The organism is Actinoallomurus sp. NPDC052274 (assembly GCF_040679475.1).
Lineage (GTDB): Bacteria > Actinomycetota > Actinomycetes > Streptosporangiales > Streptosporangiaceae > Actinoallomurus > Actinoallomurus liliacearum.
This window is the reverse complement of the sequence record NZ_JBFAUT010000016.1, coordinates 1-13,454: the sequence shown is the minus strand read 5'-3', so window position 1 is coordinate 13,454 and position 13,454 is coordinate 1. Positions and strand designations below refer to the sequence as shown.

Below are 13,454 nucleotides of genomic sequence, written 5' to 3'. Positions count from 1 at the left end.
AGGGGAGGTACGCGATGACCACCGCACCCTCGATCGCCCGTGTCCTCGCGCGGGGAGGCATCCGATGACGACCGCACTGCTGGCCGGGGCGATCCTCGGGCTGGGCGGCTACCTGCTGTTCCGTGCGCTGTTCCCGCCCCGGCCGGGGCTGGCCGCGCGCCTCGCGGCCTTCGACGCGGCCCGCCGGCGCGGCGAGACCGGGCCGGAACGCCGCCCCTCCGGCGACTCGGGCCGGTTCCCCGGGCTGCGCGCCCAGGTCGGCCGCTCGCTGGCCGCCTTCTACGAGGCGCGGGGATGGCAGCAGCGCTCGGTACGCGCGGACCTGGCCCTGCTGGACCGGTCCTTCGAAGGGTTCCTCGCGACGAAGTTCCTGCTGTCCGCGGCGGCGATCGTGTTCATCCCCGTCCTCGTCGGCTACTTCGCGATCCTGGGACTCGGCGTCGCGGTGGCGGTCCCGGTCTGGGTCGGCCTGTTCTTCGCGGTCATCTTCTTTCTGCTGCCGGACCTGCAGCTGCGCCAGGAGGCGGGAGCGCGGCGGCGCGACTTCCGGCACGCGGTCAGCGCGTTCCTCGACCTCGTCGCGATGAACCTCGCGGGCGGGCGCGGCGTGCCCGAGGCGCTCATGACCGCCGCGAACGTCGGTGACGGCTGGGTCATGCGCCGCATCCGCGACGCGCTGTCCAACGCGCGCATCACCGGGATCACTCCCTGGCAGGCGCTCGGCCGGCTGGGCGAGGAGGTCAGCGTCGACGAGCTGCGCGACCTGTCCGCCGCCCTCGCGCTGGTCGCCGACGACGGGGCCAAGGTGCGCCAGTCGCTCGCCGCCCGCGCCGCCAGCATGCGCAGCCGCGAGCTGTCCGAGGTCGAGGGCCGCGCCGGCGAGCGCTCCCAGTCCATGCTCGTGGCGCAGCTCCTGCTGTGCGCGGGCTTCTTGATCTTCCTGGCCTATCCGGCGGTGATGCGGGTGATGGCCGCGTGACGTCGATCTCCACAAGTCCCCGCTCTGCGCAAGGAGTCCCATGAACCCGATGAACGATCCTTTCTTGGCCTATGTCTGGTCGTCGGTGCAACTGCGCATCGAGCGGCTGCGCGACGACACCGAGCGCTCCCGTGGCGCGTCCGCGATCGAATGGGCGATCATCACCGGCCTGCTGGCGATGATCGCGCTCGGCGTCGGCGTCGTCATCTACCGCAAGGTCCGGTCCGCCGCGAACGACATCAAGACCAAGTGACCACCTGATGGACAAGAGGACGGACCGTGGCGCGAGCACCCTGGAACTCGCGCTGCTGACCCCGGTCCTTCTTCTCGTCATCCTGCTGGTGGTGCAGTTCGCGATGATCTACCACGCCCGGCACGTCGCGCTCGCCGCCGCGCAGTCCGGCGCGCGGGTCGCGCGGGAGAGCGGGACCGGGACCTGGAAGGAACAGGCGGAGGCGAAGGCGCGGGAGTACGTCCAGCAGATCGGGCCGGAGCTGCTGAACGGGGTGACCCCGCAGGCCGACGGCGACCAGAACCAACGGTGGGTCACCGTGACCGGCACGGCCGTACGCGTCGTGCCCTTCCTGACGTTCCACGTCAGTCAGCGCTCCGGCGGGCCCATCGAGTGCTACCGGCCCGACGTCGGCGCCGGCGCCACCTGCGGAGGCGGGCCGCAGCCATGAGCCCGCGCACCGCAAGGCCTCCCGCCGGGCCGCGGTCCGTCGCCTCGAGTCCCGGCACCGCGACCGATCCCGTGGAGCCGCCGACCGTCGCATCGAGTCCGCGCACCGCGACGAATCCCGTGGAGCCGCGGGCCGCAGCATCGAGTCCGCGCACCGCGACCGATCCCGTGGGGCGGCGGGCCGACGCGGGCACGATGTCGCTGGAGCTCGTGCTGCTCACGCCGGTCCTCGTGGCGTTCATGATGCTGATGGTCGGGCTGGGCCGGATCGTGGAGGCACAGAGCCAGGTCGACGGCGCCGCCCGTGACGCCGCCCGGTCCGCCTCGGTCTCCCGCGACCGCGGCAGCGCGCGGGTCGCCGCGGACGACGCGGCCAAGGCCACCATGAGCGGGACCAAGTGGTGCCGGGGCGGGCCGCGCACCGACCCGGACTTCCGCGACTGGCGCCAGGGCGGCCAGGTCACGGTCACGGTGCGCTGCGACATCGACCTGGGCGGCCTGTCACTGATCGGGCTGGGCGCCTCCAAGACGATGGTCGGTACGGCGACCGCTCCCCTCGACACGCTGCGGAGGATCGATTGACGCGGTGGCACCGGGCGGTGGCCGAAGGCCGCGACCGCGGGACGGTCGCGATGTTCACCACGATCTTCGCCCTGTTCGTGATCGTGCTGGCCGGGCTGGTCGTCGACGGCGGGCTGGCGATCCACGCCCGCCAGCGCGCGGCGGACATCGCCGAACAGGGCGCCCGCGCCGCGGCCGACGACATCGACCAGGACGTCCTGCGGCAGACGGGGCAGGCCCAGATCACCGACCCGCGGGCCGCCTGCACCCGCGCCGAGCGCCTCGTCGCCGCCTACCCCGAGGTGACGGGACGGGCCAAGTGCCAGATCGAGGGCGGCCGTACCGCGCGCGTTGTCGTACAGATCAAGGTCCGGCTGCAACTGCTCGCCATCGTCCCCGGCTTCAGCGACTTCACCATGACCTCCGCGGCGACCGCCCACCCTCAGGAGGGGATCTGATGATGAGGGAGGACGCGTGAGCGAGCGAACCGTGGGCACAGCGTGTCTGGTCACTCCTCCGACGAAGGAGGCCGAATGAGCACGATTCGGCGGCAGCCTGTGCGGATCGACCGCGGACGCGGGCCCGGTGACGTGGCCGTCGGCGTACTCGCGCTCGCCGCCCTCGCCGCGCTGTTGGTCGGCGTGCCGTTCGCGCTGGTCACCTTCTTCGGCTCGCCGATTCCCGGCAGGCCGCCGTCGATGGAGACGCTGACGCAGCGGCTGGACACCACGGCGCTGATGCGCATCCTCGTCATCGTCGTATGGCTGGCCTGGCTGCAACTGGCCGCCTGCGTGCTCGTCGAGGTGTACGCCGGGATCCGCGGCGTCGGCGTACCGGCCCGGGTGCCGTTCGCGGGCGGTCCGCAGGCGGTGGCGCACCGCCTCGTCGTCGCCGCGCTCCTGCTGTTCACCGCCACCACGGTGGTGGTGCCCGCCCTGACGGCGCCCCGCGCGACGCACGTCCAGGTCAAGGACCCGCCGCGGCAGCAGCAACAGCCGAGGCCCGCCGCCGAGCACGCCGAGGCGCCCGCCACCCGGCAGGCCCCTGCGGAGGAGGACGCCGGGCCGGCGGCCCCCATGGAGCAGAACGCCGTCCGCAAGATCTACCGGGTCCGGCCACCGGAGGGACGGCACCACGAGAGCCTGTGGGAGATCGCCGAGAAGTGCCTCGGCGACGGCCGCCGCTACCGCGAGATCTACGCGCTGAACAAGGGCAAGGTGCAGCCGGACGGCACCCGGCTGACCATGGCGAGTCTGATCCGGCCCGGCTGGGTGCTCGACATGCCGGCCGACGCGACGCACGTCGAGGTGGTCCACCGGGGCCCGCACGACGGGCAGCACGAGCACGGCGTGCCGCACTCCGAGGTGCCCGGAGGCGTACACCACCACGGCTCCGTCAACACCGAGAAGCAGGCCGTGGAGGCGGCCCGGCGGGCGGCCGAACAGGAGGCGCGGCAGCGCCAGGCCAGTCATGAGGCCGGCCAGGGCACCCAGGGTTCCGATCGGCAGGGCGGCTCCGAGGCGGCTCGGCCGCCGGCCGCGCAGTCACCGCACGCGACCGCGCCCGGTACGGCTCCGTCGGGACGGCCGTCCGCCCAGGCGTCGCCGCGGGCCGCGCACCCCACGCCGGCCCGGCCGGAGCACTCCGGGCACCCGTCCGAGCAGCAGCGGCCGCCCGCCGAGCAGCATCGGCCCGCGGAGCGGCAGCCGGTCCACCTGTCGGCGTTCGGCTGGCCCGAGGAGCTGGCGGTGGCGTCGCTGCTCGCCGCCGGAGTCCTCGCCGTACTCGGCCGACGGCGGCGCGAGCAACTGTGGCGGCGGGCGTTCGGCACCAGGATCGCCCGGCCGGAGGGCGAGGCCGCGCTCGCCGAGCAGGCGCTGCGCATCGGCGCGGACACCGACGCGACCCGTCTGCTCGACCTCGGTCTCCGGCAGATGTCCCAGGCTCTCGCGGCCGAGGGGCGCACGCTGCCCACCGTGTACGGCGTGCACCTCGGCACCGACAGCCTCGACCTGTGGATCGCGCCCGCCGACCGTAACCCGCCGGTGCCCTGGGAGGAGTACGACAACGGGCAGGTCTGGCGGCTGAACGCCGGCGCCCTCGACGAGGTGGCCACCGCCGATCTCGCCGACGTCCTGGCGCCGTACCCGGGGCTCGTCTCGATCGGCACGAACGACACCGGCCGGATCCTCGTCGACCTGGAGACCGCGCACGGGCTGATCTCCCTGCAGGGACCCGATGAGGCCCGCCGCGCCGTACTCGCCGCGGTGGCGGTCGAGCTGGCGACCAACCGCTGGTCCGACCACATGCGGATCACGCTCGTCGGCTTCGGCGAGGAGCTCTCGCTGATCGCCCCGGACCGCATCCGTACCGTCGCGACGCTCGCCGAGGCCCTGCCGGAGCTGGAGAGCCGGACCGAGGAGGTGCGGCAGGCCCTCGCCGCGTCGGGCGTGGACTCGGTGCTCACCGGCCGCTGCCGCGGCGTGTTCGGCGAGGCGTGGATGCCGCACTACCTGATCATGGCCGACCCGCCGACGCCCGAGGAGGCCGAACGCCTGGTCGCCCTGGCCCGCACCGGTCAGCGGATGGCGGCCGGGTACATCGTCGCGGGCGAGACGCCGGGCGCCACCTGGACCTGGGACGTCACGCGCGACGGGCGGCTCCGCGCCGGAGTCCTCGGCTTCGACGTCGAGGCCCAGCTCGTGCCCGAGCGGCACTACCGGGCCGTCCTCGAGCTCTTCCGTACCGCCGGTCGGGCGGACGGCGTCCCGTACGGCGGGCTCGACGAGGAGCCAGTGGCGCCGCCCGCGATGGGCGAGGTACGGCCGGCCGTCGACATTCGGATCCTGGGGCCCGTCGAGGTGGACGCGCCCGGCGTCGTGGAGGAGAGCCGCCGGGCGCTGTGCGCCGAGGTGCTCGTCTACCTGGCCACGCACCCCGAGGGTGTGCACCCGACCGTGCTGGGCGGCGCGGTGTGGCCGCGCGGGGTGTCGGCGCCGGTGCGCGACGCGACCGTCGCCCGCGTCGCGGACTGGCTCGGGCGTGATTCGCGCGGCCGCCCGAACCTCTACCACGACGAGCGCGGCCGGATCCGGCTGGGATCGGAGGTCCGGGTCGACTGGGAGATGTTCCGCTGGCTCGTCTGGCGGTCCGCCGCCGAACCCGCCTCCGAGACGGCCTACCTGTCCTACGCTCTGGACCTCGTACGGGGCCCCCTGCTGGCCGGCCGCCCGCCCGGCCGGTACTCCTGGCTGGCCGCCGAGGACCTGGAGTACGAGGCGACCGCGCGCGTCGCGGACGTGGCGCACCGGCTCGTGCTGATGCGCCTCGACGACGGCGACGCCCGCGACGCGGTCTCGGCGGCCCGCGCCGGGCTGCGACTGGCGGTGGACGACGAGGGCCTGTGGCGTGACCTGCTGCGCGCCACCCACGCCACGGGCGACCAGGCCGCGGTCCACGGCATCGTCGACGAGCTGAGCGACCGCGTCAGCGCCGACCCGTTCGCCGCGCAACTGCAGCCGGAGACCGAGGCCCTGGTCGAGGAACTGGTCCCCCAGTGGCGCGTCGCCGCCGAGGGCGCCGGCTGACCGAGGTGCCATGATCCCTGGCGTTCACTGCGCTCTAAAGAGCAGTGAACGCCAGGGAATCGCACCGGGGACCGGAAGAACGCGTCCTAGCGGTAGATGCCGGTGTGGCCCAGGGAGAACCGGCCGGGCTGCGGGAAGACGCACAGGCCGTGCGGGGCGGGTCCGGCTGGCAGCCGCCGGATGATCCGTCCGCTGTCCGTCGAGACGGCGAAGACCGTGCCGGCCTGCCGGGCGGACAGCCACAGCACCCGGCCGTCCGCCGACACCCCGCCCATGTCGGGTACGGCCGGGAGCCGCCACCGGTCGGTCACGCGGCGCTCGGCGACGGAGATCAGCGAGACGGCCCGCGCGGCGCCGTCGGTGACGTAGAGGGTCCCGGCGTCGCGGCTGAGGTACAGCCCGTGCGCGCCGCGTCCGGTGGCGATGAAGCCGGTCGGCCGGAGGTTCGCCGCGCCGACCAGCCACACGCCGCCGCGACCGGCGTCGGCGACGTAGAAGGTCGACCCGTCCGGGGACAGCCGGACGTCCTGAGGTCGCGTGTCCTCGGCGAGCCGGGCCGTCTCCGTGGCCGACCGCCGCGCGAGGTCGACGCGGACCAGCCGCCCGCCGGCGCACCCCACGACCATCGCCGATCCGTCGGCCGACAGGTCGGCCGCGACCGGGTCGGGGCAGGGCAGACGGACGGTCGACCGGAGCCGCAGGGTGCGCGGGTCGCGGATCTGCAGGCGTCCCGGCCGCGCGCCCAGGACCAGGGCGTACCGGCCGTCGAGGGTGAAGTACAGGTCGACGGGATCGGGGACCGGCACCGTACGGCCGACCACGCCGGTCCGCGCGTCGATCGGCACCAGGCCGGCCGTCTCGGTGACCCACAGCGTCCGCAGATCCCACGACGGGACGACCTGCCGTGGCGCGTGGCCGACCGCGATGCGGCGGACGGGCCGATACGTCCGGGCGTCGACGACCTCAACCGCGGTGCCCTCACTGACCGGGACGTACACCCGCGGCGGCAGGCGCCGGGCGACGGGGCCGAGCATGCCGGCTCCGGTCGCGCCGTAGACGCCGGGCCGCCGGTCGGGCGACCTGGTGGGCCGGCTGAGCGGAGGAGGCGGCGGCGTCGCGGACGGCCGGACGTACGGCGCCGGCCCGCCGAGCGCCAGCACCGGCGAGTCGGGTCCCGGCCGGCCCCGGAACGGCACCGACTGACACCCGCAGAGCATCACGCATCCGACGGCCAGCGTCACGACGACTGCGAAGCCGCGGCGCGAGGCCGGTCTGCACCCCTCCATAGCCGCCGGACTCTAGTCGCCCGAGGGCGGATCGTGAGCGGATAATTACGAAGAGGTTGCCATCGGCTCGAACGGGTTCAGGCTCCGCACCCCGGTCCGCTCGACGTCCTTGACGTTCCGAGTGACGAACGTCCAGTCGTTGAGGTACGCCGTCGCCGCCATCAGCCCATCGGCGACGGGCATCGGGGACGCGGCTTGCCATCGTCCCCAGATGATCGCCGTCGCGGTGTCGACCGGGATGATCCGTGAGGCGTACTGCTCCTTGATCCCGGTCAGCCAGGCGGCCAGCCTGGTCGCCTGCGGAAGGTCGTACCTACCGAGCTGATGGATGCCGCGTGTGAGTTCACCGATGACCAGTGAGCTGAGGTACTCGGTGGAGCCTTGGATCGAGTCGTACCAGGCACGTACATGCGGGTCGCATCGGTGCTGCTTCCGAAGCTCGGAGACGACGTTGGTGTCGAGAAGGTAGGACACTCACCTCACTCCTCGAAGAGGAACGACACGTCGCGCCCGTAGTCCTTGTCGCGCTTGATGAGGTCATCGAAGTCGTCCGGGAACGGAGGTCCGGACAGCAGGTAGTCGTGGAAGCTCATCTTCTGCGCCTGCGTGTGACGGTATTCGCTCATGTCGATGACGACGGCCACCTCTTCCCCGTGCCTCGTGATGATCTGAGGGCCCTCGTCGTGGGCCCGACGCAGGACCTCACTGAAGCGCTGCTTCGCCTCCTGGACCTGCCAGTGCTGCACTGGCTCGCCGTCGTGTGCTGTGGTCATGCGATCCCCTCCTCTGTCCAGACAGTCTAGACCAGGAGGAGGATCGCGTGTTCACTCGAACACGGAACGTGTTGGCGTCTATGGCAGGGCGCTGGTGCGCCAGGCGCCGGGGCCGTGGGGGAGGGGGCGGCGGAGCTGCCGGGAGCGGTCCGCCCAGGCCGAGCGGCGCGCCGCGGGCGTCGCCCGGACCGCCGAGGCGGCCCGGGCCCGGGCGGTCAGCACCGCCACCAGGGCGGCGATCTCCTCCGGCGTCGCGTCTCCGCGCACCACCTGCAGGAAGGGGCGCTCGCTCATGTGGTCCTCTCCTACAGGGGGATGTTGCCGTGCTTCTTGGGCGGCAGCGTCCTGCGCTTGTCGCGGAGCGCGCGCAGCGCCTTCACGACCTGGCCGCGTGTCTCGGACGGCTTGATCACGGCGTCGATGTAGCCGCGTGAGGCGGCGATGTAGGGGTTGGCGAGGGTGTCCTCGTACTCGGTGATGAGCTCGGCCCGCCGCGTGTCGGGGTCCTCGGCGGCGGCCAGCTCGCGGCGGTACAGGATGTTCACCGCGCCCTGCGCGCCCATGACGGCGATCTGCGCCGTCGGCCACGCCAGGTTGATGTCCGCGCCGAGGTGCTTGGAGCCCATGACGTCGTACGCCCCGCCGTACGCCTTCCGGGTGATCACGGTGACGAGCGGCACGGTGGCCTCGGCGTAGGCGTACAGCAGCTTGGCGCCGTGCCGGATGATGCCGTTCCACTCCTGGTCGGTGCCGGGCAGGAAGCCGGGGACGTCGACGAAGGTCAGCACCGGGATGTTGAACGCGTCGCAGGTGCGGACGAACCGCGCGGCCTTCTCCGACGCCTCGATGTCCAGCGTGCCGGCGAAGTGCATCGGCTGGTTGGCGACGATCCCGACCGAGCGGCCCTCGACGCGCCCGAAGCCGCAGACGATGTTCGGCGCGAACATCGCGTGGACCTCGAGGAACTCCCGGTCGTCGAGAACGTGCTCGATGACGGTGTGCATGTCGTACGGCTGGTTCGGCGAGTCCGGGACCAGCGTGTCGAGCTCGAGGTCCTCGTCCGTGATCTCCAGCGCCGCGGCGGCGTCGTACGCGGGCGGGTCGGACAGGTTGTTCGACGGCAGGTAGGACAGCAGCGCCTTGACGTACTCGAGCGCGTCCTGCTCGTCCGACGCCTGGTAGTGCGCGACACCGGACTTGGTGTTGTGGGCGTGCGCGCCGCCGAGGTCCTCGAACGTCACCTCCTCGCCGGTGACCGTCTTGATGACGTCCGGCCCGGTGATGAACATGTGCGAGGTCTGGTCGACCATGACGATGAAGTCGGTGAGGGCGGGGGAGTACACCGCGCCGCCCGCGCAGGGGCCCATGATCAGGGAGATCTGCGGGATCACGCCGGAGGCGTGGGTGTTGCGCTTGAAGATCTCGGCGTACAGGCCGAGCGCGACCACGCCCTCCTGGATGCGCGCACCCCCGGAGTCGTTGATGCCGATGACCGGGCAGCCGGTCTTCAGCGCGTGGTCCATGACCTTGACGATCTTCTCGCCGAACACCTCGCCGAGCGAGCCGCCCGCGACCGTGAAGTCCTGGGAGAAGATCGCCACGGGCCGGCCGTCGACCGTGCCGTGGCCGGTGACGACGCCGTCGCCGTACGGGCGGTTCTTCTCGACGCCGAAGCCGTGCGCGCGGTGCTGGGCGAGTTCGTCGAACTCGACGAAGGACCCCTCGTCGAGGAACGCGTCGATCCGCTCGCGAGCGGTCATCTTGCCCTTGGCGTGCTGCTTCTCGACCGCACGCGCGGAGCCGGCGTGGACCGCCTCGTACCGGCGGCGCTCCAGGTCGGCGATCTTGCCCGCCGTGGTGTGGATGTCGATCTCGTCCGCGGGCAGCGGCTCAGGAGCTTGCGTGGCCATGAAGGCCAGGTTAGCCAGCGCCCGGAACGGCGTGCCAGGAGGGGCACGATCTTAGCGTCGGCTGCGGCTTCTCAGCAGGCGAGACGGACTCGGATCGCCTTGCGGGACGAACTACGCTGAGGTGCGTGTCGACACGAAACTCCGCTCGGCAGGAGATGCCCGAGCCACTGCGCCGTGACGTCCGGTTGCTCGGTTCCCTCCTGGGCAACGTTCTCGTCGAGTACGGCGGGCAGAGCCTGCTGGACGACGTCGAGGCCCTACGGCACGCGGTCATCGCCGCGCGCCGGGGCGAGACCTCCGTGGATGACGTCGCCGCGATCGTCGGCGGCTGGACGATCGACCGCGCGGAGCTGGTGGCCCGCGCGTTCACCGTGTACTTCCACCTGACCAACCTCGCCGAGGAGCACCAGCGCATCCGCACGCTGCGGGAGCGCGACACCGGTGAGACGCCGCAGCGCGAGTCCGTCGCCGCCGCGGTCGCCGAGATCGGCGCGGACCGCGTCCGCGAGCTGCTGGACGATCTGGAGCTGCGCCCGGTCCTGACCGCGCACCCGACGGAGGCGCGCCGCCGCGCGGTCGTCACCGCGATCCTGCGGATCAGCGGGCTGCTCACCGACCTGAACGACCCGCGCGCGGCCGCCGGGGAGCGCGAGGAGCTCACCCGTCGGCTGGTCGAGGAGATCGACCTGCTCTGGCGCACCTCGCAGTTGCGCCGCACGAAGCCGGACCCGCTCGACGAGGTCCGCACCGCCATGGCGATGTTCGACGAGACGATCTTCCGCGTGGTCCCGGCGATCTACCGCACGCTCGACGCCGCGCTGGCGCCCGGCACGGGCGAGCGCCCGCCGCTGGCCCGGCCGTTCCTGCACTACGGCAGCTGGATCGGCGGTGACCGGGACGGCAACCCGTACGTCACCGCGCAGATCACCCGAGAGGCCATCGGCGTCCAGGCCGACCACATCCTGCGCGCGCTCGCCACCGCGTGCACCCGGATCGGCCGCACGCTGACCGTGCACGAGACGACGACCCCGCCGTCGGAGGCGCTGCGGGGCGCGCTCGCCGCCGCCCGCGCCGCCCAGCCCGAGCAGGTCGCCGAGATCGCCAAGCGCTCGCCGGGCGAGCCGCACCGCCAGTTCCTGCTGTACGCCGCCGAGCGGATCCAGGCGACCCGGCTGCGCCACGCCGACCTGGCGTACCGCGGCCCCGCCGACCTGCTGGCCGACCTGCGCGTCGTCCAGGACTCCCTGGTCGAGGCGGGCGCGCGGCGCCAGGCGTACGGCGAGCTGCAGCACCTGGTCTGGCAGGTCGAGACCTTCGGGTTCCACCTGGCCGAGCTGGAGGTCCGCCAGCACTCCGCGGTGCACGAGAAGGCCCTCGCCGAGGTCCGCGCCGGCGGCCCGCTCAGCGAGCAGACCGAGGAGGTCCTGGACACCCTGCGGGTGATCGCGTGGGTGCAGGAGCGGTTCGGTGTGAACGCCTGCCGCCGCTACGTCATCTCCTTCACCCGCACCGCCGACGACGTGGCCGCCGTGTACGAGCTGGCCGAGGCCGCCGCGCTCGGCGGCCGGGCGCCGGTGCTCGACGTCGTGCCGCTGTTCGAGACCGGCGAGGACCTCGACCGGTCCCCGGCCGTGCTGGACGGCATGCTGCACCTGGCGCCGGTGCGCCGCCGCCTGCTGGAGACCGGCCGCCGCATGGAGGTCATGCTCGGCTACTCCGACTCGGCCAAGCAGCTCGGTCCGACGACGGCGACCCTCAAGCTGTACGACACGCAGGCCGCGCTCGCGGCCTGGGCGGACCGGCACGACGTGAGGCTGACGATGTTCCACGGGCGCGGTGGCGCGCTCGGGCGCGGCGGCGGCCCGGCCAACCGCGCCGTGCTGGCGCAGGCGCCGGGCTCGGTCGCCGGCCGGTTCAAGGTGACCGAGCAGGGTGAGGTCATCTTCGCGCGGTACGGCCACGCGGAGATCGCCCAGCGCCACGTCGAGCAGGTCGCGAACGCCGTCCTGCTCGCCTCCACCCCGGCGGTGCAGGAGCACGCGCTGGCCGCCGCCGAGCGGTTCCGGCCGCTCGCCGACAAGATCAGCGTGGCCGCCGAACGGACGTTCCGGTCGCTGGTGGAGTCGCCGGGCTTCCCGGAGTGGTTCGCCCACGTCAGCCCGCTGAACGAGCTGGGCAACCTGCGGCTCGGCTCCCGGCCGTCCCGCCGCAAGGCGACGACCTCGCTGGACGACCTGCGGGCGATCCCCTGGGTGTTCTCCTGGACGCAGACGCGGGTCAACCTGCCGGGCTGGTACGGCCTGGGCAGCGGCCTGGCCGCCGCCGAGGACCTGGACGCCCTGCGCGAGGCGTACGGCTCGTGGCCGCTGTTCGCCGCGCTGCTGGACAACGCGGAGATGAGCCTGGCCAAGACGGACCGCGCGATCGCCGAACGCTACCTCGCCCTCGGCGACCGGCCGGAGCTGGCCGAGACGGTGCTGGCCGAGTACGACCGCACGAGCTCCCTGGTCCTGGAGGTCACCGGGCACACCCGGCTCCTGGAGAACCGCCGGGTGCTGTCCCGCGCGGTCGAGCTGCGCAACCCGTACGTCGACGCGCTGTCCCACCTCCAGCTGCGCGCGCTGCAGGAGCTGCGGGCCGGCATCGAGGACGACGCCGAGCGCGAGCGGATCGAGGACCTGCTGCTCCTCGCCGCCGGCGGGGTCGCGGCGGGCCTGCAGAACACCGGCTGATCCGCAAGTCCCGACGGTACGCCGCCGGCCACGCCCCCAGGGCGGGCCGGCGGCGTTCGTCATGTACGGACCGCAGGCGGAACGCCCTGGCCCGGCCGTTGGAGAGACGTCCGCACCGATCTTGCGAGTCGCGTCGGGTAGATTCGGATGATTCTCGTCGATCTGACGGTTAGGGAAGGGCATGGGCATCAGGCTGGCCGAAGCCGTCGACCAGGACGCGGTAGAGGCGATCGTCAAGGTGGCGTACGACCCGTGGATCCCGGTGATAGGCGTGGAACCTCTGCCGCTCGTCGCGGACTACGCGGAGCTGATCTCTGAGGGGCGCGTGTACGTGCTCGAGTACGACGAGGTCGACGGGTTGATCGTCCTTGTCCCCGAGGAAGGGACGCTCCTCGTGGAGAACGTCGCGGTCCGTCCCGACCGCCAGGGCCGGGGGCTGGGGCACCGGCTTCTGGCCTTCGCCGAGTTCCGCGCCCGGTCGCTCGGACTGCCCGCGGTGCGGCTGTACACCAACGAGAAGATGACCTCCAACATCGGCCTGTACGCGTCCCTCGGCTACCGGCAGACGGGCCGGGAGAGCATCAACGGCCGGAACGCCGTCCACATGCGCAAGGACCTGCGCCCGGAATTCGACCGGGTCTGACGCGGCGGCGTCCGCGCCCGGCCTGACGCCGGGGCCCGAGCCCCGCCGCGCCTGACCTGCTAGAGCGTGTCCGGTGGATCACGTGTTGGTCGATCTGTGGCTGTGTGGCACGGCGAGGGAGGCGTGCGGCACCGGCCGGGCGGGACGGTCCGCTCGCCGGGTCGGGCGTCGTTTCTGGCGGTGTCTACTCAGCGGAGAGAATTCTTCGCTGAGTAGACACCGGTGGAAGAGGACCGGGGACCTGGGTGCGCGATCCGTGGAGATTGCCCGTCATCTCCTCGGGGCATTCGGTCCACAAGAT

13 protein-coding genes are annotated in these 13,454 nt (G+C 72.8%); 8 read left to right on the top strand and 5 right to left on the bottom strand.

Features of this window, described 5'->3' with window-relative positions; genetic code table 11:
* The first annotated feature begins 64 nt into the window (after positions 1–64).
* The 6 genes from AB0K82_RS15935 (at position 65) to AB0K82_RS15910 (ending at position 5,809) form a co-directional block, all read left to right on the top strand.
* Positions 65–979, top strand: coding sequence for a type II secretion system F family protein (locus AB0K82_RS15935; protein WP_364397457.1), 915 nt, complete (start codon positions 65–67; stop codon positions 977–979).
* Positions 980–1,028: 49 nt separating this feature from the next.
* On the top strand, positions 1,029–1,232 hold the full coding sequence (locus AB0K82_RS15930; RefSeq protein ID WP_364397454.1) for a hypothetical protein: 204 nt from the start codon (positions 1,029–1,031) through the stop codon (positions 1,230–1,232).
* A 7-nt stretch (positions 1,233–1,239) separates the two neighbouring features.
* Positions 1,240–1,662, top strand: a complete 423-nt coding sequence (locus tag AB0K82_RS15925; protein WP_364397452.1) for a TadE/TadG family type IV pilus assembly protein — start codon at positions 1,240–1,242, stop codon at positions 1,660–1,662.
* A 194-nt stretch (positions 1,663–1,856) separates the two neighbouring features.
* Positions 1,857–2,243: a TadE/TadG family type IV pilus assembly protein gene (locus AB0K82_RS15920; RefSeq protein ID WP_364397449.1), complete on the top strand. Its 387-nt coding sequence runs from the start codon at positions 1,857–1,859 to the stop codon at positions 2,241–2,243.
* On the top strand, positions 2,240–2,680 hold the full coding sequence (locus tag AB0K82_RS15915) for a pilus assembly protein TadG-related protein (protein WP_364397447.1): 441 nt from the start codon (positions 2,240–2,242) through the stop codon (positions 2,678–2,680). Before AB0K82_RS15920 ends, AB0K82_RS15915 begins: the two co-directional genes overlap by 4 nt.
* Before the next feature lie 75 nt (positions 2,681–2,755).
* Entirely contained in the window at positions 2,756–5,809 is a 3,054-nt protein-coding gene (locus tag AB0K82_RS15910) for a BTAD domain-containing putative transcriptional regulator (RefSeq protein ID WP_364397445.1), read from the top strand.
* Between the two features lie 86 nt (positions 5,810–5,895).
* Here AB0K82_RS15910 and AB0K82_RS15905 read toward each other — a convergent pair whose 3' ends face one another.
* From AB0K82_RS15905 to AB0K82_RS15885, 5 genes are all read right to left on the bottom strand, one after another.
* Positions 5,896–7,005 carry a hypothetical protein gene (locus AB0K82_RS15905; RefSeq protein WP_364397442.1) on the bottom strand — a complete coding sequence of 370 codons (1,110 nt, stop codon included), beginning with the start codon at positions 7,003–7,005 and terminating at the stop codon, positions 5,896–5,898.
* 135 nt (positions 7,006–7,140) lie between these two features.
* A complete protein-coding gene (locus AB0K82_RS15900; protein ID WP_364397439.1) occupies positions 7,141–7,569 on the bottom strand; it encodes a type II toxin-antitoxin system VapC family toxin in 429 nt (142 codons plus the stop codon).
* Between the two features lie 5 nt (positions 7,570–7,574).
* A complete protein-coding gene (locus tag AB0K82_RS15895) occupies positions 7,575–7,868 on the bottom strand; it encodes a type II toxin-antitoxin system Phd/YefM family antitoxin (RefSeq protein WP_364397436.1) in 294 nt (97 codons plus the stop codon).
* A gap of 78 nt (positions 7,869–7,946) precedes the next feature.
* Complete coding sequence (locus AB0K82_RS15890; RefSeq protein ID WP_364397433.1) at positions 7,947–8,162, bottom strand: acyl-CoA carboxylase subunit epsilon; 216 nt, start codon at positions 8,160–8,162, stop codon at positions 7,947–7,949.
* An 11-nt stretch (positions 8,163–8,173) separates the two neighbouring features.
* Positions 8,174–9,778 (bottom strand): acyl-CoA carboxylase subunit beta, encoded by a 1,605-nt coding sequence (locus tag AB0K82_RS15885; protein WP_364397431.1) that lies wholly within the window; start codon positions 9,776–9,778, stop codon positions 8,174–8,176.
* A 155-nt stretch (positions 9,779–9,933) separates the two neighbouring features.
* Here AB0K82_RS15885 and AB0K82_RS15880 point away from each other — a divergent pair, with 155 nt between their 5' ends.
* Together AB0K82_RS15880 and AB0K82_RS15875 are read left to right on the top strand one after the other, a co-directional pair.
* Positions 9,934–12,510 (top strand): phosphoenolpyruvate carboxylase, encoded by a 2,577-nt coding sequence (locus tag AB0K82_RS15880; protein WP_364397700.1) that lies wholly within the window; start codon positions 9,934–9,936, stop codon positions 12,508–12,510.
* 181 nt (positions 12,511–12,691) lie between these two features.
* Positions 12,692–13,153 carry a GNAT family N-acetyltransferase gene (locus tag AB0K82_RS15875; RefSeq protein WP_364397428.1) on the top strand — a complete coding sequence of 154 codons (462 nt, stop codon included), beginning with the start codon at positions 12,692–12,694 and terminating at the stop codon, positions 13,151–13,153.
* Positions 13,154–13,454: the final 301 nt, after the last annotated feature.

What these genes read in the sequence shown, in the direction of transcription:
- AB0K82_RS15935 (WP_364397457.1), top strand. Translation starts at nt 65, where the DNA reads ATGACGACCGCACTGCTGGCCGGGGCGATCCTCGGGCTGGGCGGCTAC.
- AB0K82_RS15930 (WP_364397454.1), top strand. Translation starts at nt 1,029, where the DNA reads ATGAACGATCCTTTCTTGGCCTATGTCTGGTCGTCGGTGCAACTGCGC.
- AB0K82_RS15925 (WP_364397452.1), top strand. Translation starts at nt 1,240, where the DNA reads ATGGACAAGAGGACGGACCGTGGCGCGAGCACCCTGGAACTCGCGCTG.
- AB0K82_RS15920 (WP_364397449.1), top strand. Translation starts at nt 1,857, where the DNA reads ATGTCGCTGGAGCTCGTGCTGCTCACGCCGGTCCTCGTGGCGTTCATG.
- AB0K82_RS15910 (WP_364397445.1), top strand. Translation starts at nt 2,756, where the DNA reads ATGAGCACGATTCGGCGGCAGCCTGTGCGGATCGACCGCGGACGCGGG.
- AB0K82_RS15895 (WP_364397436.1), bottom strand. Translation starts at nt 7,868, where the DNA reads ATGACCACAGCACACGACGGCGAGCCAGTGCAGCACTGGCAGGTCCAG.
- AB0K82_RS15890 (WP_364397433.1), bottom strand. Translation starts at nt 8,162, where the DNA reads ATGAGCGAGCGCCCCTTCCTGCAGGTGGTGCGCGGAGACGCGACGCCG.
- AB0K82_RS15885 (WP_364397431.1), bottom strand. Translation starts at nt 9,778, where the DNA reads ATGGCCACGCAAGCTCCTGAGCCGCTGCCCGCGGACGAGATCGACATC.
- AB0K82_RS15880 (WP_364397700.1), top strand. Translation starts at nt 9,934, where the DNA reads ATGCCCGAGCCACTGCGCCGTGACGTCCGGTTGCTCGGTTCCCTCCTG.
- AB0K82_RS15875 (WP_364397428.1), top strand. Translation starts at nt 12,692, where the DNA reads ATGGGCATCAGGCTGGCCGAAGCCGTCGACCAGGACGCGGTAGAGGCG.